The sequence below is a fragment of the Burkholderia sp. AU38729 genome, assembly GCF_020419725.1.
Lineage (GTDB): Bacteria > Pseudomonadota > Gammaproteobacteria > Burkholderiales > Burkholderiaceae > Burkholderia.
Map to the genome: position 1 here is coordinate 43,725 of NZ_JAIZQO010000011.1, position 22,287 is coordinate 66,011.

General features: G+C 68.8%; 19 protein-coding genes. 16 read left to right on the plus strand and 3 right to left on the minus strand.

The annotated features are described in order from the left end of the window. Positions 1–45: 45 nt before the first annotated feature. A complete protein-coding gene (locus LGM56_RS27040) occupies positions 46–687 on the minus strand; it encodes a GntR family transcriptional regulator (protein WP_226207211.1) in 642 nt (213 codons plus the stop codon). 131 nt (positions 688–818) lie between these two features. On the opposite strand from LGM56_RS27040, the gene LGM56_RS27045 reads away from it, so the two are divergent. Then, positions 819–1,295, plus strand: a complete 477-nt coding sequence (locus LGM56_RS27045) for an OsmC family protein (protein WP_089495949.1) — start codon at positions 819–821, stop codon at positions 1,293–1,295. Positions 1,296–1,319: 24 nt separating this feature from the next. Here the strand turns inward: LGM56_RS27045 and LGM56_RS27050 are convergent, their stop codons facing one another. Continuing rightward, entirely contained in the window at positions 1,320–2,270 is a 951-nt protein-coding gene (locus tag LGM56_RS27050; protein ID WP_089443755.1) for a LysR substrate-binding domain-containing protein, read from the minus strand. A gap of 114 nt (positions 2,271–2,384) precedes the next feature. On the opposite strand from LGM56_RS27050, the gene LGM56_RS27055 reads away from it, so the two are divergent. The 14 genes from LGM56_RS27055 to LGM56_RS27120 all read left to right on the plus strand — a co-directional run bounded on the left by LGM56_RS27055 (position 2,385) and on the right by LGM56_RS27120 (position 20,346). Continuing rightward, positions 2,385–4,136 (plus strand): IlvD/Edd family dehydratase, encoded by a 1,752-nt coding sequence (locus LGM56_RS27055; protein ID WP_226207212.1) that lies wholly within the window; start codon positions 2,385–2,387, stop codon positions 4,134–4,136. A gap of 103 nt (positions 4,137–4,239) precedes the next feature. Beyond that, positions 4,240–5,169, plus strand: coding sequence for a dihydrodipicolinate synthase family protein (locus LGM56_RS27060; protein WP_226207213.1), 930 nt, complete (start codon positions 4,240–4,242; stop codon positions 5,167–5,169). Positions 5,170–5,205: 36 nt separating this feature from the next. Then, positions 5,206–6,135, plus strand: a complete 930-nt coding sequence (locus LGM56_RS27065) for a Gfo/Idh/MocA family protein (protein WP_089495952.1) — start codon at positions 5,206–5,208, stop codon at positions 6,133–6,135. Between the two features lie 74 nt (positions 6,136–6,209). Continuing rightward, the gene (locus LGM56_RS27070; protein WP_089495953.1) at positions 6,210–7,223 is read left to right on the plus strand and encodes an arabinose ABC transporter substrate-binding protein; all 1,014 of its coding nucleotides are present in this window, start codon (positions 6,210–6,212) and stop codon (positions 7,221–7,223) included. 20 nt (positions 7,224–7,243) lie between these two features. After that, a complete protein-coding gene (gene araG, locus LGM56_RS27075; RefSeq protein ID WP_226207214.1) occupies positions 7,244–8,788 on the plus strand; it encodes an L-arabinose ABC transporter ATP-binding protein AraG in 1,545 nt (514 codons plus the stop codon). A gap of 32 nt (positions 8,789–8,820) precedes the next feature. Then, entirely contained in the window at positions 8,821–9,840 is a 1,020-nt protein-coding gene (araH, locus tag LGM56_RS27080) for an L-arabinose ABC transporter permease AraH (protein WP_089428760.1), read from the plus strand. Positions 9,841–9,891: 51 nt separating this feature from the next. Beyond that, positions 9,892–10,794: an SMP-30/gluconolactonase/LRE family protein gene (locus LGM56_RS27085; protein ID WP_226207215.1), complete on the plus strand. Its 903-nt coding sequence runs from the start codon at positions 9,892–9,894 to the stop codon at positions 10,792–10,794. Positions 10,795–10,966: 172 nt separating this feature from the next. Continuing rightward, entirely contained in the window at positions 10,967–11,470 is a 504-nt protein-coding gene (locus tag LGM56_RS27090; protein ID WP_226207216.1) for a MarR family winged helix-turn-helix transcriptional regulator, read from the plus strand. 234 nt (positions 11,471–11,704) lie between these two features. Continuing rightward, entirely contained in the window at positions 11,705–12,535 is an 831-nt protein-coding gene (locus LGM56_RS27095; RefSeq protein WP_089495957.1) for a p-hydroxycinnamoyl CoA hydratase/lyase, read from the plus strand. A gap of 71 nt (positions 12,536–12,606) precedes the next feature. Further along, positions 12,607–14,055, plus strand: a complete 1,449-nt coding sequence (locus LGM56_RS27100) for an aldehyde dehydrogenase (protein WP_226207217.1) — start codon at positions 12,607–12,609, stop codon at positions 14,053–14,055. Beyond that, positions 14,052–15,959 carry a feruloyl-CoA synthase gene (locus LGM56_RS27105; RefSeq protein ID WP_413226803.1) on the plus strand — a complete coding sequence of 636 codons (1,908 nt, stop codon included), beginning with the start codon at positions 14,052–14,054 and terminating at the stop codon, positions 15,957–15,959. The genes LGM56_RS27100 and LGM56_RS27105 overlap by 4 nt, the downstream gene beginning before the upstream one ends. Positions 15,960–16,170: 211 nt before the next feature. Further along, complete coding sequence (gene mhpT / locus LGM56_RS27110; protein WP_089495959.1) at positions 16,171–17,376, plus strand: 3-(3-hydroxy-phenyl)propionate transporter MhpT; 1,206 nt, start codon at positions 16,171–16,173, stop codon at positions 17,374–17,376. A 63-nt stretch (positions 17,377–17,439) separates the two neighbouring features. Beyond that, on the plus strand, positions 17,440–18,588 hold the full coding sequence (locus tag LGM56_RS27115) for a porin (protein WP_226207219.1): 1,149 nt from the start codon (positions 17,440–17,442) through the stop codon (positions 18,586–18,588). Positions 18,589–18,621: 33 nt separating this feature from the next. After that, positions 18,622–20,346 carry a tannase/feruloyl esterase family alpha/beta hydrolase gene (locus LGM56_RS27120; protein WP_226207220.1) on the plus strand — a complete coding sequence of 575 codons (1,725 nt, stop codon included), beginning with the start codon at positions 18,622–18,624 and terminating at the stop codon, positions 20,344–20,346. A gap of 71 nt (positions 20,347–20,417) precedes the next feature. On the opposite strand, the gene LGM56_RS27125 is transcribed toward LGM56_RS27120, so the two are convergent. Then, positions 20,418–20,894, minus strand: coding sequence for an Lrp/AsnC family transcriptional regulator (locus LGM56_RS27125; protein ID WP_226207221.1), 477 nt, complete (start codon positions 20,892–20,894; stop codon positions 20,418–20,420). A gap of 158 nt (positions 20,895–21,052) precedes the next feature. Here LGM56_RS27125 and LGM56_RS27130 point away from each other — a divergent pair, with 158 nt between their 5' ends. Beyond that, positions 21,053–22,285, plus strand: coding sequence for a diaminopropionate ammonia-lyase (locus tag LGM56_RS27130; RefSeq protein ID WP_226207222.1), 1,233 nt, complete (start codon positions 21,053–21,055; stop codon positions 22,283–22,285). Positions 22,286–22,287 lie beyond the last annotated feature (2 nt).

Sequence of the window (22,287 nt, forward strand, 5' to 3'; positions counted from 1 at the left end):
CGAGCGGTAAGCGGTAAGCGGTAAGCGGTAAGCGCACCGCCGTCCTCACCCGCCTTCGACGAGCCGCATCACGATGCTTCTAGCTGATTCCAGATGCGCGACCGTCATCGAGCGCGCCGCGCGCGCATTGCGTTCGCGGCACGCCTGCAGGATCTCCTCGTGCTCGACCTGGAACGACGGCGTATCGGCGAGCAGCGTGGCCTGCAGACGCTCGTACCGTTCAACCTGGCTGCGCAGTTCCGCGATCGTCTTCAACTGCCGCGTGTTGCCGCAGCACGAATACAGCAGCGCGTGGAATTCGCGGTTCAGTTCACCCTGCCGGCGCGGCACGGCCGCATCGCCGAGCAAACGATGGACGAGCTCGGCGCGGGCGAGCGTTTCGTCGTCGAGCCGCTTCACGCTCCGGTAGATCGCGTCGCCTTCGAGCAGCGCGCGCAGGTCGTAGATTTCCTGCACGTCCGACGCGCTCAGCATGCGCACGACGGCGCCGCGATTCCTGAAGATGTCCAGCAAGCCTTCGCGCTCCAGGCGCTGGATCGCCTCGCGCATCGGAATCCGGCTGATGCCGAACCGGTCGGCCAGGTCGCGTTCGACGAGCCGCTCGCCGGCTTCCAGCTCGCCGTTGATGATCATGTCCCGCAACGAGGCGGCGACCGCGTCCGCCGTGGAATCGAGTTTGGCTTCCATGCCTGCATGTTCCGTCAATTTGGAATAATGGTATACCAAATGGGAATCCGGTGCCAAAATGGCGAGCGCAGGCGGGCTTCGCAAAGCGACATCCGGCCCGGCCGAAGCAACCCACATCAATGGAGAGCGAGATGGCATCTGGCGAACACACGTATCGCGTCGCAGTAGAGTGGACGGGCAATCGCGGCACCGGCACGTCGGGGTATCGCGAGTACGGGCGCGATCATCTGATCCGGGCCGGTTCCAAGCCGGATATTCCCGGTTCGTCGGACGCGGCGTTTCGCGGCGACGCCGCGCGCTGGAATCCGGAAGACCTGTTGCTGGCGTCGGCATCGGCGTGCCACAAGCTCTGGTACCTGCATCTGTGCTCGGAAGCGGGTATTCGCGTGCTTGCGTATGTCGACAACGCGGAAGGCACGATGGTCGACAGTGCCGATGAAGGCTGCTTCACGGAAATCGTGCTGCGCCCGCATGTGACGATCCAGGCCGGCGACGATCGCGAACGGGCGGCACATCTGCATCATGACGCGCACGCGAAGTGCTATATCGCGAACTCGGTCAACTTTCCGATCCGCTGCGAACCGGTGATCGAGTTCGCCGCCGCGTAGTCGACTGGAACCGCCGCGACGACGTCACAGCGCGACACCGTAAACCTCCCGCGCCGCCGCGCGAATCGCATCGGCCATCATCGCGACGGCCGGCGAATGCAGCCGGTCGGTGCGCGTGATGATCCCGAAATCGTCCATCCGGCAATCCATCTCCAGCGGCAGCACCGTGACGATCCCGTGCCGCGCGTAGTAGCGCGCGACGTCCTCGGCCAGCACCGCGATCATGTCGCTCTGTTCGAGCAGCTGCGTGATGAACAGCAGCGCGGACGTCTCGACGAGGTTCGCCGGCGGCGCGAGGCTCGCGCGCTGGAACACGAGATCGAAGCGGTGGCGCAGCACGCTGCCGGCCGGCGGCACGACCCACGCGGCGCGCTGCACGTCCGCGAGCGACAGCGGCGCTTGCGCGAGCAGCGGATGGCCGGGCCGCACGACGGCGGCCACCGGCTCGCCGGTCAGCGGCTCGTAGCGCAGCCGCAGCTTGTCGTGTTCGGCGGAGAGCCGGCCGATCACGATGTCGATTTTTTCCTGCGCGAGATGTTCGAGCAGCACGTTGCTGGTGTCGATCTCGACCGACACGTGCAGGCCGGCATGCGTGCCCTTCACCGCGGCGACGGCCGGCGGCACGAGCCGCAGGCCCGGTGACGTGATCGCCCCCACCGCCACGTGCCCGAGATGGCCGGCCTTCAGCGCGGCCAGCTCCTCATGCGCCTGGTCGAGGCTGCCGAGCGCCGCGCGCGCATGGCGGATCAGCGCATCGCCGTAGAGCGTCGGCCGCATCCCGCGCGGCAGGCGCTCGAACAGCACCGCGCCGATCGATTCCTCGAGTTCGCGCAGCAGCTTCGACGCGGCCGGCTGCGTCATGTTCAGCGCGGCCGCCGCGCGGTGAATGCTGCCTTCGTCGGCAAGCGCGACGACCAGCAGAAGCTGGCGCGTCTTCAGGCGGCCACGGTTTCCCCACGGGCTGGCTTCGGGCATCGTACGGGTTTATATCGATATCGGAATCGATATCGTAATCGCCAAAAACGTCATTAGCCAGTTATCAAAATTCTGCCTAGACTGCGCCGGTATCCCGTCACCACAGGACTGACGATGTCGGCAACGAAACCCAGGCTGCGCTCCACCCAATGGTTCGGCTCGAACGACAAGAACGGCTTCATGTACCGGAGCTGGATGAAGAACCAGGGCATCCCCGATCACGAGTTCGACGGCCGGCCGATCATCGGCATCTGCAATACGTGGTCCGAACTGACGCCGTGCAACGCGCACTTCCGCAAGCTCGCCGAGCACGTGAAGCGCGGGATCTCCGAGGCGGGCGGCTTCCCGGTCGAGTTCCCGGTGTTCTCGAACGGCGAATCGAACCTGCGCCCGTCGGCGATGCTCACGCGCAACCTCGCGTCGATGGACGTCGAGGAGGCGATCCGCGGCAACCCGATCGACGCGGTCGTGTTGCTGGCCGGCTGTGACAAGACGACGCCCGCGCTGCTGATGGGCGCGGCGAGCTGCGACGTGCCGGCGATCGTCGTGTCGGGCGGCCCGATGCTGAATGGCAAGCTCGAAGGCAAGAACATCGGCTCCGGCACCGCCGTGTGGCAACTGCACGAAGCGCTGAAGGCCGGCGAGATCGACGTCCATCACTTCCTGTCGGCGGAGGCCGGGATGTCGCGCTCGGCCGGCACCTGCAACACGATGGGCACCGCGTCGACGATGGCGTGCATGGCCGAGGCGCTCGGCGTCGCGCTGCCGCACAACGCGGCGATTCCGGCCGTCGATTCGCGCCGCTACGTGCTCGCGCACATGTCCGGCATCCGCATCGTCGAGATGGCGCTCGAAGGGCTCGTGCTGTCGAAGATCCTCACGCGTGCGGCGTTCGAGAACGCGATCCGCGCGAATGCGGCGATCGGCGGCTCGACCAACGCGGTGATCCACCTGAAGGCGATCGCGGGTCGCATCGGCGTGCCGCTCGAACTGGAAGACTGGATGCGCATCGGCCGCGACACGCCGACGATCGTCGACCTGATGCCGTCGGGGCGCTTCCTGATGGAAGAGTTCTATTACGCGGGCGGCCTGCCGGCGGTGCTGCGCCGGCTCGGCGAAGGCGGGCTGCTGCCGAACCCGGATGCGCTGACGGTGAACGGCAAGTCGCTGTGGGACAACGTGCGCGAAGCGCCGAACTACGACGACGAGGTGATCCGCCCGCTCGACCGGCCGCTGATCGCGGACGGCGGCATCCGCATCCTGCGCGGCAATCTCGCGCCGCGCGGCGCGGTGCTGAAGCCGTCGGCGGCGAGCCCCGAGCTGCTCAAGCATCGCGGCCGCGCGGTGGTGTTCGAGAACCTCGACCACTACAAGGCGACGATCAACGACGAGGCGCTCGACATCGACGCAAGCTCGGTGATGGTGCTGAAGAACTGCGGGCCGCGCGGGTATCCGGGGATGGCCGAGGTCGGCAACATGGGGCTGCCGCCGAAGCTGCTGCGTCAGGGCGTGAAGGACATGGTGCGGATTTCCGACGCGCGGATGAGCGGCACCGCGTACGGCACGGTCGTGCTGCACGTCGCGCCGGAAGCCGCCGCCGGCGGGCCGCTCGCGGCCGTGCGCAACGGCGACTGGATCGAGCTCGACTGCGAGGCCGGCACGCTGCATCTCGACATTACGGATGACGAACTGCAGCGCCGCCTGTCGGACGTCGATCCGACCGCGGCGCCGGGCGTGGCCGGCCAGCTCGGCAAGGGCGGCTACGCACGGCTGTACATCGATCACGTGCTGCAGGCCGACGAGGGGTGCGACCTCGACTTCCTGGTCGGTACGCGCGGCGCGGAGGTACCGAGCCATTCGCATTGAGCGGCTGCGCGGCAGCCGGTTGCGGGCTCTCACGGCCCGCGCAACGTGAAACCGTAAACGCATGACGGCCGGTCGTCACCGAGGCCGAAGCAGGACGCGAACCATGACATCGAGCAGCGCGCCGCGCTATCGCGGCATTTTCCCCGTCGTTCCGACGACGTTTACCGATACCGGCGAACTCGATCTCGCGAGCCAGAAGCGCGCGGTCGATTTCATGATCGACGCGGGCTCGGACGGGCTGTGCATCCTCGCGAATTTCTCCGAGCAGTTCGCGATCACCGACGACGAGCGCGACGTGCTCACGCGCACGATCCTCGAGCACGTCGCGGGCCGCGTGCCGGTGATCGTCACGACGTCGCATTACAGCACCCAGGTGTGCGCGGCGCGCAGCCTGCGCGCGCAGCAGCTCGGCGCGGCGATGGTGATGGCGATGCCGCCGTACCACGGTGCGACGTTCCGCGTGCCCGAAGCGCAGATCTTCGAGTTCTATGCGCGCGTATCCGATGCGATCGCGATCCCGATCATGGTCCAGGACGCGCCCGCGAGCGGCACCGCGCTGTCGGCCCCGTTCCTCGCGCGGATGGCGCTCGAGATCGAGCAGGTCGCGTACTTCAAGATCGAGACGCCGGGCGCCGCGAACAAGCTGCGCGAGCTGATCCGGCTCGGCGGCGATGCCATCGAGGGGCCGTGGGACGGCGAGGAGGCGATCACGCTGCTCGCCGACCTGCACGCGGGCGCGACCGGCGCGATGACGGGCGGCGGGTTTCCGGACGGCATCCGGCCGATCCTCGAAGCGTGGCGCGAAGGGCGCCATGACGACGCCTACGCGCGCTACCAGGCCTGGCTGCCGCTGATCAATCACGAGAACCGCCAGTCCGGGATCCTCACCGCGAAGGCGCTGATGTGCGCAGGCGGCGTGATCGCGTGCGAGCGGCCGCGGCATCCGATGCCGGAACTGCATCCGGACACGCGCGCGGAACTGCTCGCGATCGCGCGCCGGCTCGACCCGCTCGTGCTGCGCTGGGCGCACTGAACGGTCACCGAACGATTCGCGAAGGAGGCATGCACGATGAGTGATCAGGTTTCGCTGGGGGTCGTCGGCATCGGCAAGATTGCGCGCGACCAGCATCTGCCGGCGATCGACGCCGAACCGGGTTTCAAGCTGACCGCGTGCGCGAGCCGCCACGCGGAAGTCGCCGGCGTGCGCAACTATCGCGACCTGCGCGCGCTGCTGGCCGCCGAGCGCGAGCTCGACGCCGTGTCGCTGTGCGCGCCGCCGCAGGTGCGCTATGCGCAGGCGCGCGCCGCGCTCGAAGCCGGCAAGCACGTGATGCTCGAGAAGCCGCCGGGCGCGACGCTCGGCGAAGTGGCCGTGCTGGAAGCGCTCGCGCGCGAGCGCGGCCTCACGCTGTTCGCGACCTGGCATTCGCGCTGCGCGAGTGCGGTGGAGCCCGCCCGCGCCTGGCTCGCGACGCGCGCGATCCGCGCGGTGCAGGTGCGCTGGAAAGAGGACGTGCGGCGCTGGCATCCGGGGCAGCAATGGATCTGGGAGCCGGGCGGCCTCGGCGTGTTCGACCCGGGCATCAACGCGCTGTCGATCGTTACGCGCATCCTGCCGCGCGAGCTCGTGCTGCGCGAGGCGACGCTCATCGTGCCGAGCGACGTGCAGACGCCGATCGCCGCCGAACTCGATTGCGCGGATACCGACGGCGTGCCGGTGCGCGCGGAATTCGACTGGCGGCACGGCCCGGTCGAGCAATGGGAGATCGCGGTCGACACGGCCGACGGCGTGCTCGCGATCAGCCGCGGCGGCGCGCAATTGTCGATCGCGGGCGAGCCGGTCGAGCTCGGCCCCGAACGCGAGTATCCGGCGCTGTATGCGCACTTCCATGCGCTGATCGCGCGTGGCGAAAGCGACGTCGACGTGCGGCCGCTGCGGCTCGTCGCCGATGCGTTCCTGTTCGGCCGGCGCGTGCAGACCGACGCGTTCGGCCGCTGATCACGCGGGCGCGCCGCGGCGCGATCGCACACGACGAATCATTACGGCACAAGCCGATATCAAGGAGACACCGCATGAACCGCACGACTCACACGATCCGCCGCCATACCTTGCGCGCGCTGCTTGCCGCACTGTGCATCGCGCCGCTCGGCATGCAGGGCGCCGCGCGCGCAGACGCACCGCTGAAGATTGGCTTCCTGGTGAAGATGCCCGAGCAGGCGTGGTTCATCAACGAGCAGAACGCGGCGTCCGCGCTCGGCCAGAAGGAGAATTTCTCGGTCGTGAAGATCGGCACGCCCGACGGCGAGAAGGTGCTGGCCGCGATCGACAACCTCGGCTCGCAGGGCGCGCAGGGCTTCGTGATCTGCGCGCCGGACGTGCGCCTCGGCCCGGCGATCGCCGCACGCGCGAAGCGCTACAACATGAAGTTCGTGACCGTCGACGACCAACTCGTCGATTCGACCGGCAAGCCGCTGCCGAACGTGCCGCACCTCGGGATGTCGGCGACCAAGATCGGCAACCAGGTCGGCCAGGCGATCGCCGACGAGATGAAGCGGCGCGGCTGGAAGCCCGAGGAAGTCGGCGCGCTGCGGATCACGAACTACGAGCTGCCGACCGCGAAGCTGCGCACCGACGGCGCGACGCAGGCGCTGCTCGCGAACGGTTTCCGCAAGGAGAACATCTTCGACGCGCCGCAGAAGACGACCGACGACGAAGGCGGCTTCAGCGCGGCCGCGCCGGTGCTCGCGCGCCATCCGAACGTGAAGAAGTGGGTGGTCTACGCGCTGAACGAGGAAACCGTGCTCGGCGCGGTGCGCGCGACCGAGCAGCTGCACATCCCGGCGGCCGACGTGATCGGCGTGGGCATCAACGGCGCGGGCGAGGCGTTCGCCGAATTCCAGAAGAAGGAGCCGACCGGCTTCTACGGGACGATCGCGGTCAGCTCGACAAACCACGGCAAGGACAGCACGCAGAACCTCGTCGAATGGATTCGCGACGGCAAGACGCCGCCGGCCGACACGCAGACGAGTGGCAAGCTGATGACGCGTGCGAACTGGCAGGCGGTGCGTGCCGAGCTCGGCATCTGAGCGCACGAGGCGAGAACGCGATGACGACGCAGACGATGACGGCCGTATCCGGCAACGATGCCGCCGAGACGCCGCCGGGCGGCCCGCTGCTCGCGCTCGACGGCATCACGGTGACGTTCCCGGGCGTACGTGCGCTCGACGCCGTGTCGCTGTCGGTGCGCGCGGGCGAGGTGCACGGGCTGATGGGCGAGAACGGCGCGGGGAAGTCGACGCTGCTGAAGGTGCTGTCCGGCGTGAACCAGCCGCAGGCCGGCACGCTGACGCTGAACGGCACTGAGCAGCGCTTCACGTCGACGCGCGCGGCGCTCGAGGCCGGCATCGCGATCATCTACCAGGAGCTGCATCTGGTGCCCGAGCTGACGGTCGCCGAAAACCTGATGCTCGGGCAGTTGCCGAGCCGGCTCGGCGTGGTCGACGAACGCACGCTCGCCGCGCGCGCGCTCGATGCGCTGGAGCGGCTCGGCGAGCACATCGATCCGGGCATCCCGGTGAAGTACCTGTCGATCGGCCAGCGCCAGATGATCGAGATCGGCAAGGCGTTGATGCGCGACGCGCGCGTGATCGCGTTCGACGAGCCGACGAGTTCGCTGTCCGCGCGCGAAACCACGCAACTGTTTCGGATCATCCGCGCGCTGCGCGCGGAAGGGCGCGCGATCATCTACGTCACGCACCGGATGGAGGAAGTGTACGAACTGTGCGACCGCGTGACGGTGTTCCGTGACGGCCGCCGCATCGACACGTTCGATTCCGTCACCGATCTCGACCGCGACCGGTTGATCGGCTGCATGGTCGGCCGCTCGATCGAGGACGTGTACGGCTATCGGCCGCGCCCGGCCGGCGACGTGCTGATCGAGGCGAAGGGGCTGGCGGGGCCCGGGTTGTCCGAGCCGGTGTCGTTCACCGCGCGGCGCGGCGAGATCGTCGGTTTCTTCGGGCTCGTCGGCGCGGGCCGCTCGGAGCTGATGAAGCTGCTGTACGGTGCCGCGCGCCCGAGCGCGGGGCACGTCGAGCTGAACGGGAAGCGGGTGGCGTTCGGGAGCCCGCGCGACGCGGTGCGCGCCGGCCTCGCGCTGTGCCCGGAAGACCGCAAGCAGGAGGGCATCGTCGCGATCGCGTCGGTGGCCGACAACCTGAACATCAGCGCGCGCCGGCATTTCAGCCCGGCGCGGGTGCTGCTCGACGGGCGGCGCGAACGCGAACTCGCGCAACGCTACATCGAGCGGCTCGCGATCAAGACCCGCGACGGCGACACGCCGATCGGCGCGCTGTCCGGCGGCAACCAGCAGAAGGTCGTGCTCGCGCGCTGGCTGGCCGAGCGCATCGACGTGTTCCTGATGGACGAGCCGACGCGCGGCATCGACGTAGGCGCGCGCGCGGAAATCTACAACCTGTTCTACGAACTCGCGGAAGCGGGCCGCACGGTGATCCTCGTGTCGAGCGACCTGGCCGAGGTGATCGGCGTGTCGGACCGGATCATCGTGATGAAGGAAGGGCGGATCGCGGGCGAGGTCGCGAAGGCGCAGGCGACGCCCGACGCGCTGATCAAGCTCGCGCTGCCGCGCTAGCGCCCCGCAACGATCAACCGGATGCAAACGACATGAGCCAGGCAATGCAACCCCAACGCACTTCCCCGTCCCCCGATGCCGCCGTCGTACCTGCGCGAGCGCGCGGCGGCGTGTGGCAGCTGATCAACCGCTCCGGCATCGTGATGGTGTTTCTCGTGCTGTTCGCGACGCTGTCGCTGACCGTGCCGGACTTCCTCACGCCGCGCAACATCCAGGGCCTGCTGCTGTCGGTCACGCTGATCGGCTCGATCGCGGTGACGATGATGTTCGTGCTCGCGCTCGGCGAGGTCGACCTGTCGGTCGCGTCGATCGTCGCGTTCTCGGGCGTCGTCGCGTCGACGCTGATCACCGCGACGCACAGCGTCGTGCTCGGCATCGCGGGCGGCGTGCTCGCGGGCGGCGCGGTCGGGCTCGTCAACGGCGTGCTGATCGCGCGCTGGCGGATCAACTCGCTGATCGTCACGCTCGCGATGATGGAGGTCGTGCGCGGGCTTGCGTTCATCACGTCGAACGGCGACGCGGTGATGATCTCCGAGGAACGCTTCTTCGATCTCGGCGGCGGCTCGTTCCTCGGCATCTCGTATCCGATCTGGAGCAACATCGTCGGCTTCGTCGTGTTCGGCTTCCTGCTGCGCAAGACGGTGTTCGGCAAGAACGTGCTCGCGGTGGGCGGCAACGGCGAGGCCGCGCTGCTCGCGGGGCTGCCGGTGATGCGCATCAAGATCACCGTGTTCGTGCTGCAGGGGCTCGTGACGGGTTTTGCCGGCGTGATGCTCGCGTCGCGGATGAGCCTCGGCGACCCGAAGACGTCGGTCGGGCTCGAACTCGGTGTGATTTCCGCGTGCGTGCTGGGCGGCGTGTCGCTGACGGGCGGCGTCGCGACGATCTCCGGCGTGCTGGTCGGCGTGCTGATCATGGGCTCCGTGCAGGATGCGATGAGCCTGCTGAACGTGCCGACGTTTTACCAATATCTGATACGCGGCGGAATTCTGTTGCTCGCGGTGCTGTTCGACCAGTATCGTCGCAACCAGCGGCGCGCGATGAAGATCTGACCCTGGCGAACGCGCGGCCGCCTGCATAAGCGACAGATATCGGGAGACGGCATGCAACAGATTCATCCGGCCACGCAGGCGACGCTGCTGGCGGACACCCGCAACACGCTCGGCGAAGGCGCGACGTGGTGCGACAGGACGCACGCGCTGTATTGGGTGGACATCGAAGGCGCGCAACTGTGGCGCTGCCGTGCGGATGGCTCCGACCTCACGCCGTGGGCGATGCCCGAGCGGCTCGCGTGCTTCGCGCTGACCGACGACCCGGACGTGCTGCTCGTCGGGCTCGCGACGCATCTCGCGTTCTTCAATTTGCGCAGCGGCGCGTTCACGCGGATCGTCGACGTCGAGCCGGAGCTGCCGACGCGGCTGAACGACGGGCGCTGCGACGGTTCCGGCGCGTTCGTGTTCGGGATGAAGGACGAAGGCAGCGAGCCGCCGCGCGCGGTTGGCGGGTTCTATCGGCTCAATGCCGATCTCACGCTCGAACGGCTTGCGTTGCCTACGGCCGCGATTGCGAACAGCATCGGGTTCTCGCCGGATGGCACGAAGATGTATTTCTGCGATTCGCTGGTGCGCGAGATTTTCGTGTGCGATTACCGTGCAGGCGACGATGTCGCGAACGTGCGGCCGTTCGCGCGGCTCACCGATGCCGACGGCGATCCGGACGGCTCGATCGTCGATCGCGACGGCGGCCTGTGGAATGCGCAGTGGGGTGGCCGGCGGGTCGTGCGCTACGGGCCGGACGGTGTCGAGACGGATCGCGTGGCTGTACCGACCGCGCAGCCGAGTTGCACGGCGCTCGACGGTGAGGGCCGCCTGTACGTGACGAGCGCGCGCATCGGGTTGAGTGACGATGCGCTGGCCGACGACCCGCATGCGGGCGGTGTGTTCGTCGTGCAGACGCGGCACGCGGGGTTGCCGACGGCGCGGTTTGCGGGAACGCCGCGCGGCTGAGTGCATACGGAAAGCCGTTAATGGGATGCCGCTGACGCAGCGGGTTTCGCGGCCGGGCCGGCGGTTCGCCATGCGCGCGTGAGTGCGCAGCGGCTGTCCGGCATGCCTGGAACGCCCTGTTCACCTCCCGACGTGCTGGTAAGATGGCCCGCAATTCCATCCCGCCCGCACCATGAGTTCCGCACCAACCAAACCCGCGAATCCGAAGAACGCCACGAAGCCCGCCGCCCGCGCAACGGTCGACAAGCCGAAGGCGCGCGTGCAGCAGCGCCTGACCTACGTGATCGGCGGTCTCGACCGGCTGCTGCGCCGCCACATGACCGACGCGCTCGCCCCGCTTGGCATCACGCTCGCGCAGTACACGGCGCTGTCGGTGCTCGAGGCGCGTGGCGCATCGTCGAACGCGCAACTGGCCGAGCGCTCGTGGATCACGCCGCAATCGGCGAATGAAGTGATGAGCGTGATGGCCGCCCGCGGTTTCGTCACGCGTGAAGCCGACCCGTCGCACGGCCGCATCATCCTGCTGACGCTGACCGACGAAGGCGCGGCGATGCTGCGTGAATGTGAAGCCGTGCTGCGCCCGCTCGAAAAACGCATGCTCGGTGACATCTCGGCCGACGACGCCGCGCACGTGCAGCGCGCGCTCGAACTGTTCTCGCGCAACCTGCGCGGCTGACCGCTTCCCCGATTTTCACGACACGGGCCCGCCGGGCCCGCGCTCGTTTCGTCCGCGCCATCGACGGCCGCCCGACCGCTCCCTGATTTCCCGCCGCTTTCTCCGCTTTCCGATCCGGGTTTACACCGGCGCGCGTGCCGCTTGCAATATCAGGTAGCCTGATATTAAATGAAGCCGTCCGCAGCAGGAATGCTGCGCACCGAATCGCACTGGAAACGAACGACAGGAACAGACATGAGCAAGTACGACAACCGCTGGCAGACCGTTGAAGTGAACGTGGAGGCCGGCATCGCGTGGGTGACGTTGAATCGCCCCGAGAAGCGCAACGCAATGAGCCCGACGCTGAACCGGGAGATGCTGGAAGTCCTCGACGCGGTCGAGTTCGACGACGAGGCGAAGGTGCTGGTGCTGACCGGCGCGGGCGCCGCGTGGACGGCCGGCATGGATCTGAAGGAATATTTCCGCGAGATCGACGGCGGCTCCGACGCGCTGCAGGAAAAAGTGCGCCGCGACGCATCGGAATGGCAATGGCGCCGCCTGCGGATGTACAACAAGCCGACGATCGCGATGGTGAACGGCTGGTGCTTCGGCGGCGGTTTCTCGCCGCTCGTCGCGTGCGACCTCGCGATCGCGGCCGACGAAGCGGTGTTCGGGCTGTCGGAGATCAACTGGGGCATCCCGCCGGGCAACCTCGTCAGCAAGGCGATGGCCGACACGGTCGGGCACCGCCGCGCGCTGCACTACATCATGACCGGCGACACGTTCACCGGCACCGAAGCAGCGGACATGGGCCTCGTGAACAGCAGCGTGCCGCTGGCCGAACTGCGTGAAGCGACGATTGCGCTTGCCGCGCGTCTGATGGACAAGAACCCGGTCGTGCTGCGCGCGGCGAAGCACGGCTTCAAGCGTTCGCGCGAACTCACGTGGGAACAGTGCGAGGATTACCTGTATGCGAAGCTCGACCAGGCGCAGCTGCGTGACCCGGAGCGCGGCCGCGAGCAGGGTCTGAAGCAGTTCCTCGACGACAAGACGATCAAGCCGGGCCTGCAGGCTTACAAGCGCTGATACAAGCGCGGACGCAGCCGCCGGCTTCCCCGCCGGCGTAATCGCAAGAGACAGGCAAGGCAGGAGACAACATGACCGACAGACGGATGCTGATCGCCGGCGAGTGGTGCAACGCTCGCGACGGCCGCACTTTCGACCGCTTCAACCCCGCGACGGGCGCGCTGGCGTCGCGCGCGCCGGCGGCCGGCCTCGCCGACGCCGACGCGGCGATCGACGCCGCGCACCGCGCGTTTCCCGCCTGGTCGGCGCTCGCGCCGACCGAGCGCCGCCGGCTGCTGCTGAAGGCGGCCGACCTGATGGACGCGCGCATCGACGCGTTCATCGCGACCGGCGTGGCCGAAACCGGCGCGACGCCGGGCTGGATCGGCTTCAACGTGACGCTCGCGGCGAACATGCTGCGCGAGGCCGCGTCGATGACGACGCAGATCGCCGGCGACGTGATCCCGTCCGACGTGCCCGGCAATCTCGCGCTCGCGATGCGCGTGCCGTGCGGCGTCGTGCTCGGCATCGCGCCGTGGAACGCGCCGGTGATCCTCGGCACGCGCGCGCTGGCGATGCCGCTCGCGTGCGGCAACACGGTCGTGCTGAAGGCATCCGAAGCGTGCCCCGGCGTGCATGCGTTGATCGGCGCGGTGCTGGATGAAGCGGGGCTCGGCGCGGGTGTGGTCAACGTGATCACGCACGCGGCGGCCGACGCACCCGAACTCGTCGAGCGGCTGATCGCGCATCCGCACGTGAAGCGCATCAACTTCACCGGGTCGACGCATGTCGGGCGCATCATCGCGCGCCACGCGGCGGCGCACCTGAAACCGGTGCTGCTCGAACTCGGCGGCAAGGCGCCGGTGCTGGTGCTGGACGATGCGGATCTCGACGCGGCCGTCGACGCGATCGCGTTCGGCGCGTTCTTCAACCAGGGGCAGATCTGCATGTCGACCGAGCGCGTGATCGCGGCGCGGGCGGTTGCCGATACGCTCGTCGAACGCCTCGCCGCGAAGGCGCGCACGCTGGTCGCAGGCGATCCGCTGGCCGGCCATCCGCTCGGCACGATGGTCGACGCGGCGGCCGCCGCGCGCGCGGCGTCGCTCGTCGAGGATGCGCGGGTGCATGGCGCGAATCTGACGCTCGGCTGTCGCGTCGAAGGTGCGACGATGCAGCCGGCGATCGTCGATGGCGTGACGCGCAACATGCGTCTGTATCGCGAGGAATCGTTCGCGCCGGTCGTCGCGATCCTGCGCGCGGACAGCGACGACGAAGCGGTCGCACTCGCGAACGACAGCGAGTTCGGGCTGTCGTCGAGCGTGTTCAGCCGCGATATCGCGCGCGCGATGGCGGTCGCGCGACGGATCGAATCGGGGATCTGCCACATCAACGGCCCGACCGTACACGACGAGGCGCAGATGCCGTTCGGCGGCACGAAGGCGAGCGGCTACGGCCGCTTCGGCAGCCGTGCATCGATCGCCGAATTCACCGAGCTGCGCTGGATCACCGTGCAGACCACGCCGCGGCATTACCCGATATGAGCGAGGCGACGATGAATGTAGCGAAGCCTCCGGGCGAGGCCGCACAAGATACCGGCGGCGTGCGCTATCGCGCGGCGGCCGTCGCCGTCGGCGCGGCCGAGATTCGTCGCGCGGAAAATGGCGCGTGGTACCTGCGTTCGCGCGAACCGCTCGGCGACTACCCGACGCGCCTGACCGACTGCCTCGTGAACGGCGCGCAAGCGCATCCCGATCGCGTGCTGGCCGCGAAGCGCGGCGACGACGGCCGCTGGATCGAGATCACCTACGCGCAGATGCTCGACCGCGCCCGCGCGCTCGGACAGGGCCTCGTCGATCTCGGGCTGTCGGCCGAGCGTCCGCTCGCGGTGCTGTCCGGCAACGATCTCGAGCATCTGCAGCTGATGTTCGCGGCGATGCTGTCCGGCGTGCCGTACTCGCCGATCTCGCCCGCGTATTCGCTGGTGTCGACCGACTACGGCAAGCTGCGTCACACGCTCGGTGTGCTGAAGCCGGGTGCGGTGTTCGTTGCCGAACGTGCGCCGTTCGCGCGCGCGCTCGACGCCGTGTCGCCGGCCGATGCGGCGCTGATCGTCGCACACGACGACGATGTCGACGCCGACGGAACGGGCCGCGCGGTGCCGCTCTCGCGCCTGCTCGCCACCCCCCCGCGCACGATCGACGCGATCCACGCGGCGGTCGGCCCCGATCATCTCGCGAAGATCCTGTTCACGTCCGGCTCGACGAAGCAGCCGAAGGCCGTGCCGACCACGCACCGGATGCTGTGCAGCAACCAGCAGATGCTGCGCCAGACGATGCCCGAACTGACGCGCGAACCGCCGGTGCTGGTCGACTGGCTGCCATGGAATCACACGTTCGGCGGCAGTCACAACCTCGGCATCGCGCTGTACAACGGCGGCACGCTGTATATCGACGACGGCCGCCCGATGCCCGGCCGCTTCGACGAAACCGTGCGCAACCTGCGCGAGATCGCGCCGACGATCTATTTCAACGTGCCGAAAGGCTGGGAAGAACTGACGGCCGCGCTCGAACGCGATGCCGAGTTGCGCGACACGTTCTTCTCGCGCGTGAAGCTGTATTTCTTCGGCGGCGCGGGCCTGTCGCAGGCCGCGTGGGACCGGCTCGACCGCGTGACCCACGCGCATTGCGGCGAGCGCATCCGGATCATGGCCGGCCTCGGGATGACGGAGGCGTCGCCGTCGTGCCTGTTCACGACGGGGCCGCTGATGCGCGCCGGCTATATCGGGCTGCCCGCGCCCGGCTGCGACGCGAAGCTCGTGCCGTGCGGCGGCAAGCTCGAACTGCGTTTCAAGGGGCCGAACGTGATGCGCGGCTACTGGCACGCGGACGTCGATCCGCGCGACGTATTCGACGACGAAGGCTATTACCGCAGCGGGGATGCGGGCGTGTTCGCCGATCCGGCGCGGCCGGCGCTCGGGCTGCTGTTCGACGGGCGGCTGACCGAGGATTTCAAGCTGAGCAGCGGCACGTTCGTCAGCGTCGGGCCGTTGCGCGCGAACGCGGTGTCGAGCGGTGCGCCGTACGTGCAGGACGTGGTCGTCACCGGGATCAATCGCGACGACATCGGGCTGCTGGTGTTTCCGCGCGTCGACGCGTGCCGTGCGTTGGCGCGGCTCGCGGCCGATGCGTCGGTGACCGACGTGCTGCGCGCGCCGGCCGTGCGCGCGGTGTTCGAGCAATGGCTCGTCGAGCTGAACCGGCAGGCGAGCGGCGGTTCGACGTTCGTCGCGCGCATCCGGCTGATCGACACGCCGCCGTCGCTCGATCTAGGCGAAGTGACCGACAAGGGTTCGCTGAACCAGGCGGCCGTGCAGAAGCATCGCGCGGCGACGATCGACGCGCTGTATGACCCGGCGCGGCGCGATCCCGACGTGATTTACGCGTAAGCAGTACGCGCGAGCAGTAAGCAGCAACAAGCACGCACAACGACCGGCCGGCCACGATACCGGCAGGCATGCTTGCGGCCAGTGAATCAGGCTGCCTGATAAAGGCGGCCGTTCGGACGACACCTTGCGCGCCGCATCGCCACTGGCCGGCGACGGCGCGCGGCGGCCGTTACCGGGCCGACCGACTACAAGACATGGGACTGGAGACAGGATGAACACTTACGTTGCCGAAAAACCCACGGTCGCGACCACGCTCGCGCTGTGTTTCGCGATCGCCCTCCTCGAGGGGCTCGACCTGCAGTCGGTCGGCGTCGCCGCGCCGCGCATGGCGCGCGAATTCGGGCTGTCCGTATCGCAGATGGGCATCGCGTTCAGCGCGGGCACCTTCGGGCTGTTGCCGGGCGCGATGCTCGGCGGGCGGCTCGCCGACCGGATCGGCCGCAAGCGCGTGCTGATCGCATCGGTCGTGCTGTTCGGGCTGCTGTCGCTCGCGACCGCGCAGGTATCGACGTTCGCGATGCTCGTCGTCGTGCGCGTGCTGACCGGCATCGGCCTCGGCGGCGCGATGCCGAACCTGATCGCGCTGTCGTCCGAAGCGGTCGAGCCGCGCTCGCGCAGCAGCGCGGTCGCGACGATGTACTGCGGGATCCCGTTCGGCGGCGTGATCGCGTCGGTGATCGGCGTGCTGCTCGCGGGCGACACCGAATGGCGACACATCTTCTACGTCGGCGGCGTGGGGCCGCTGCTGCTCGTGCCGCTGCTCGTGTGGTTCCTGCCGGAATCGCGTGCGTATCTCGACGTAGCGGGCACGCCGGCCGCGCGGTCCAGCGTCGCACGCACGCTGTTCGGCGACGGCCGCACCACGTCGACGGTCGCGCTGTGGGTCAGCTACTTCTGCACGCTGATCGTCCTGTACTTCCTGCTGAACTGGCTGCCGTCGCTGATGGCCTCGCGCGGGCTCGATCGCGCACACGTCGGCCTCGTGCAGATCGCGTTCAACGTCGGCGCGGGGCTGGGTGCGCTCGGCATCGGCGCGGCGCTCGACCGGATGCGCGCGTCGCGCGTGGTGGGCGGCATGTATATCGGGATCGTGCTGTCGCTCGCCGCGCTCGCGGCCGCGCCCGGCTTCGCGTCGCTCGCGGCCGCCGCGTTCGCGGCCGGGATGTTCGTGGTCGGCGGTCAGTCGGTGCTGTATGCGCTCGCGGCGATCTACTACCCGACCGCGATGCGCGGCACGGGTGTCGGCGCGGCGGTGGCCGTCGGCCGGCTCGGTTCCGTCGTCGGGCCGCTCGCGGCTGCGACGCTGCTGGCCGCGGGCCGCAGCGCGCCGGTCGTGATCGGCGCGAGCATCCCCGTCACGCTCGTCGCGGCCTTCGCTGCATTCGTGCTGATTCGCCGCCCGCAAGCCGGCGACTGACGGTTCGTTTTTATCAATGCGCGCCGTCAGAGCGCGCTTACTCAAGGTCTGGAGACGCAACGAATGAAAACGAAGACAAGGAACGGCCTGCTGGCCGCCGGCGCGTGCTGCGCATTTGCCGCGCCGGTCGCGCACGCGCAGTCGAGCGTGACGCTGTACGGGATCATCGATACGGGCGTCGAATACGTGTCGCACGCGAACGCGGCAGGCGACCACGTCGTGCGGATGCCGGGCGTGACGGGCGAGCTGCCGTCGCGCTGGGGGCTGCGCGGCACCGAGGATCTCGGCGGCGGCTATCAGGCGGTGTTCACGCTCGAAAGCGGCTTCAACGTGCGCGGCGGCGATCTCGGCCAGGGCGGCCGGTTGTTCGGGCGCCAGGCGTTCGTCGGGCTGAAGAGCGGTTTCGGCACGCTCGCGTTCGGCCGTCAGTACACGATGACCTATCTCGCGCTGCAGGGCGCGGACATCATCGGCCCCGACATCTACGGGCTCGGCTCGTTCGACGCGTACGTGCCGAACGGCCGCGCCGACAACGCGGTGACCTACGTCGGCGCGTATCGCGGCGTGACGTTCGGCGCTGCGTATTCGTTCGGCCGCGACGGCGCGGGCACCGGCAACTCGCCGGGGCAGGGCACGTGCGCGGGGCAAGTGCCGGGCGACGCGGTGCAGTGCCGCAACTGGTCGGTGATGCTCAAGTACGACAGCGCTTATTTCGGTGCGGCGGCGTCGTACGAGGAACAGCGCGGCGGCACCGGCGCGGCCGCGAACTTCTTCGACGGCGTGGCGCCCGTTCCGTTCACCAGCAGCGGCGGCAAGGACGCGCGCGCGCACGTGAGCGCGTATGCGCAGGCGGCCGGCGCGAAGATCGGCGCGGGCTGGATCGGGCGGCGCGTGTCGACCGGTTCGCCGGCCGCGGCCGGCGCGCATTCGGATTTGTTCTTCGTCGGCGCGTCGTATGCGGTGAAGCCCGATTTCGTCGTCGACGGCGAAGGCTACCGGATCGTCAACAGCGCGCACGACACGCGCGCGACGATGGCCACGCTGCGCGCGACCTATCTGCTGACCAAGCGCACGGCGGTCTACGCACAGTCGTCGTATCTGTGGAACAGCGCGCATGCGCGCTACTCGGTCAGCGGCGGCGGGCCCGGCACGACACCCGGCGAAGGGATGGGGCAGCTCGGCGCGATGGTCGGCGTGCGGCACATGTTCTGATTCACCGGCGTGACGAACCGAACGGGAGTTATCTTGAACAGGAAATCTGCATTCCTCTGTATTGCGCCGCTGTCCGCCGCCGCGATGCTCGCCGGTTGCGGCGGCGACGATTCGGTGAATTCCGCACCGATGCACCTGAGCGCCGCGACACCGGCCGCGATGGCGCAGACCTGCGACGCGCTCGCCGCGAAGCTCGCGTATGCGAATACGTCGTTCACGTCGGTGACGACCGCGGCTGCCGGCGCGCTCACGGTGGCCGGCAAGCCGATCGCCGAGCACTGCGTGATCGCAGGGAAGATGAACGAGCGCGTGAGCACGGTCGACGGCAAGACCTATGCGATCGGCTTCGAAATGCGCTTGCCGAAGGCGTGGAACGGCCGCTTCTTCTACCAGGCGAACGGCGGCCTCGACGGCAACGTCGTGACCGCGACCGGTGAGATCGGCGGCGGCGGGCCGCTGACCGACGCGCTGAACCAGGGCTTCGCGGTGATCAGCTCGGATTCCGGGCACAGCGCCGCGCAGAACCCGCTGTTCGGCCTCGATCCGCAGGCGCGCATCGACTACGGCTACGGCGCGGTCGATGCGCTCACGCCGATGGCCAAGCAGGTGATCCGGCTCGCGTACGGCAAGGCGCCCGACCGCAGCTATTTCGGCGGCTGCTCGAACGGCGGCCGTCACGCGATGGTCACGGCGGTGCGCAACCCGGCGGACTACGACGGCATCATCGCGGGCGATCCGGGCTTTCATCTGCCGAAGGCGGCGATCGGCGAGATGTACGGCGCGCAGCAGTTCGCGAAGATCGCATCGGCGACCGGCTCGAACGGGCTGCCGGATATCCGCAGCGGCTTCACCGACGCGGAGCGGCAGTTCGTCGGCGCGAAGATCCTCGAGAAATGCGATGCGCTCGACGGCGCGGCCGACGGGATGGTGCAGGACGTTGCCGCGTGCCAGGCGCACTTCAGCGTCGATACGGACATCCCGACCTGCGCGAACGGCACGCGCACGGGTGCCTGCCTGACGACCGCGCAGAAGACCGCGCTCGAGAACGTGTTCACCGGCGCACGCAACAGCGCGGGCACGGCGCTCTACGCGGGCTTTCCGTACGATCCGGGCATCGCCGGCGGCGGCTGGGCCGCGTGGAAGCAGTCGAATTCGATCACGCTCGACCCGGCCGCGATGGCGTTCACGTTCACTACGCCGCCGAAAACCGCCGCGGCGCTCGCGAACCTGCCCGGCTTCGCGCTCGGCTTCGACATGGACAACGACGCGCCGGCGATCTTCGCGACCAGCGGCGTGTACACGCAATCCGCATGGACGTTCATGACGCCGCCCGACGAGACCAACCTGTCCGCGCTGAAGACGCGTGGTGCGAAGTTGCTCGTCTATCACGGCACGGGCGACCCGGTGTTCTCGTTCGACGATACGCGCGACTGGTACTCGCGGGTTGCGCAGGCGAACGGCGGCGATGCGTCGGATTTCGCGCGCTTCTATCCGGTGCCGGGGATGAACCATTGCTCGGGCGGCCCGGCGGCCGACCAGTTCGACCTGCTGACGCCGCTCGTCGCGTGGGTCGAACAGGGGCAGGCGCCGGGTGCGGTGGTGGCCGCCGCGCGCGATGCGACGAACGCGGTGCCGAATGCGGACGTGCCGGCGTCATGGGGCGCGGGGCGTACGCGGCCGTTGTGCCCGTACCCGCAGGTGGCGCGCTACAACGGATCGGGCGACGTGAATTCGGCGTCGAGCTTCAGTTGTCGCTGACGTAGCCGTCGATGGGAGGCGGCCGGCGCATGCATTCGTGCGCCGGTCGCCTCATGCAAGCAACCGCTCACTTACTCGCCCGGTTCGACCGGCACGTCGAGCCCGACCTTCACGCGGCTCATGCTCACCAGCGTCTTGAACCGCTTCACGTTGTTGTTCGCGAAGAACAGCTCGCGCGTGAGCGCGTTGTACTGATCCATGTTGCGCACGGCCAGGATCAGCACGAAATCCCATTCCCCCGTCACGTAGTAGCACTGCTGGATCTGCGGGCAGCGCTCGAAGCTCCGCTTCATCGCGTCGAGCTGGTCGATCTGCTCGCTTTCGACCTCGACGTTGACGACGATCGTCAGCGGGTGATCGACCTTGTCCGGCGCGACGACAGCGGTATAGCGCTCGATCACGCCTTCGTCCGCGAGACGTTTCAGGCGCCGGTTCACGGCCGCGGTCGACAGGTTGACGCGCGCGCCGAGCTCGCTTTGCGGCGTTTGCGCGTCGCGCTGGATTTCCATCAGCAGCTTGCGATCGAACGCATCGAGTGGGGTGATCATGATGGCGCGTGAAACCTCGGAAGAATGAGAAATTTTTGCGTGGCGGCCGCCGATTTGGCGATTTTATTGATCCGCATGCGCAATATTATTTTTCGAACCGGCGGCGCGTGCAACCCGTGCGCGCCCGACCCGAACCGACTCACGGAGTGCTGCCCGCCATGCTGATCGCCAACCCCCGCGCCTCGCGCGCCGCCTATCCCCACGCGCTGCGCCGCGTGATGAACATCGCATCGGCCGACGAGAGCGGCGCGTGGCTGTCGCACTGGCCGCTCGTCGGCAACGCGCGCACGCCGCTGCGCGCGCTGCCCGATCTCGCCGCACGGCTGGGCGTCGCGAGCGTCAGCGTGAAGGACGAGTCGTGCCGTTCGCCGCTCGGCAGTTTCAAGGCGCTCGGCGCGCCGATCGCGCTCGTGCGGCTCGTGAAGCGGCTGCGACGCACGCAGGATTTCGATCCGCAAGGGCTCGTCACCGGCCGCTACGCGGCGGAACTGGCCGACCTGACGGTGATCAGCGCGACCGACGGCAATCACGGCCGCGCGCTCGCCGCCGCCGCGCGTGCGATCGGCTGCGGGTGCGTGATCGTGCTGCACGCAAACGTCGACGCCGAGCGCGAACGCGCGATCTCCGCGTACGGCGCGCGGATCGTGCGCATCGAGGGGAACTACGACGAGTCGGTCGTCTGCGCGGCGCAGCTCGCGCAGGCAAATGGCTGGTATGTCGTGTCGGATACGTCGTACGACGGCTACGAAGCGATTCCGCGCGACGTGATGCAGGGCTATGGCGTGATCGCCGCCGAGGCGGCCGCGCAGGCGGCTGAGGACGACGGGCGGCCGTTCACGCACGTGCTGCTGCAGGGTGGCGTGGGCGGCCTCGCCGCGGGCGTCGCGAGTTACCTGTGGGAGCGCGACGGCGTGCAGCGGCCGCGTTTCGTCGTCGTCGAGCCGCGCCAGGCCGACTGCCTGTACCAGAGTGCGCTCGCGGGGCGCGCGTCCAGGGCGACCGGCAGCGTCGACTCGGTGATGGCCGGGCTCGCGTGCGGCGAGGCGTCGCCGCTGGCGTGGGACTTCCTCGAGATGTGCATCGACTACTTCATGCTGATCGACGACGAAGACGCGGTGCAGGCGATGCGCGGCCTCGCGGCCGGCAGTGAACGCGACGTGCCGCTCGTGGCCGGCGAATCGGGCGCGGCCGGCGTCGCGGGGCTCGAGGTGCTGATGCGCGACCCGGCGCTCGCGCGGCAGGTGGGGCTCGATGCGCACTCGCGCGTGCTGGCGATCAATACGGAAGGCGCGACGGCGCCGTCCGTGTACCGGAACTGCGTCGGCGAAACGGCCGATGCCGTGCTCGCGCGGCAGCGCGCCTGGCTGGACCGCGCGGCAGTGGCGGCCTGAAC

Excerpts from the sequence above, each read along its gene's own strand:
- LGM56_RS27040 (WP_226207211.1), bottom strand. The coding sequence starts at position 687 with ATGGAAGCCAAACTCGATTCCACGGCGGACGCGGTCGCCGCCTCGTTG.
- LGM56_RS27045 (WP_089495949.1), top strand. The coding sequence starts at position 819 with ATGGCATCTGGCGAACACACGTATCGCGTCGCAGTAGAGTGGACGGGC.
- LGM56_RS27050 (WP_089443755.1), bottom strand. The coding sequence starts at position 2,270 with ATGCCCGAAGCCAGCCCGTGGGGAAACCGTGGCCGCCTGAAGACGCGC.
- LGM56_RS27055 (WP_226207212.1), top strand. The coding sequence starts at position 2,385 with ATGTCGGCAACGAAACCCAGGCTGCGCTCCACCCAATGGTTCGGCTCG.
- LGM56_RS27060 (WP_226207213.1), top strand. The coding sequence starts at position 4,240 with ATGACATCGAGCAGCGCGCCGCGCTATCGCGGCATTTTCCCCGTCGTT.
- LGM56_RS27065 (WP_089495952.1), top strand. The coding sequence starts at position 5,206 with ATGAGTGATCAGGTTTCGCTGGGGGTCGTCGGCATCGGCAAGATTGCG.
- LGM56_RS27070 (WP_089495953.1), top strand. The coding sequence starts at position 6,210 with ATGAACCGCACGACTCACACGATCCGCCGCCATACCTTGCGCGCGCTG.
- araG (WP_226207214.1), top strand. The coding sequence starts at position 7,244 with ATGACGACGCAGACGATGACGGCCGTATCCGGCAACGATGCCGCCGAG.
- araH (WP_089428760.1), top strand. The coding sequence starts at position 8,821 with ATGAGCCAGGCAATGCAACCCCAACGCACTTCCCCGTCCCCCGATGCC.
- LGM56_RS27085 (WP_226207215.1), top strand. The coding sequence starts at position 9,892 with ATGCAACAGATTCATCCGGCCACGCAGGCGACGCTGCTGGCGGACACC.
- LGM56_RS27090 (WP_226207216.1), top strand. The coding sequence starts at position 10,967 with ATGAGTTCCGCACCAACCAAACCCGCGAATCCGAAGAACGCCACGAAG.
- LGM56_RS27095 (WP_089495957.1), top strand. The coding sequence starts at position 11,705 with ATGAGCAAGTACGACAACCGCTGGCAGACCGTTGAAGTGAACGTGGAG.
- LGM56_RS27100 (WP_226207217.1), top strand. The coding sequence starts at position 12,607 with ATGACCGACAGACGGATGCTGATCGCCGGCGAGTGGTGCAACGCTCGC.
- LGM56_RS27105 (WP_413226803.1), top strand. The coding sequence starts at position 14,052 with ATGAGCGAGGCGACGATGAATGTAGCGAAGCCTCCGGGCGAGGCCGCA.
- mhpT (WP_089495959.1), top strand. The coding sequence starts at position 16,171 with ATGAACACTTACGTTGCCGAAAAACCCACGGTCGCGACCACGCTCGCG.
- LGM56_RS27115 (WP_226207219.1), top strand. The coding sequence starts at position 17,440 with ATGAAAACGAAGACAAGGAACGGCCTGCTGGCCGCCGGCGCGTGCTGC.
- LGM56_RS27125 (WP_226207221.1), bottom strand. The coding sequence starts at position 20,894 with ATGATCACCCCACTCGATGCGTTCGATCGCAAGCTGCTGATGGAAATC.
- LGM56_RS27130 (WP_226207222.1), top strand. The coding sequence starts at position 21,053 with ATGCTGATCGCCAACCCCCGCGCCTCGCGCGCCGCCTATCCCCACGCG.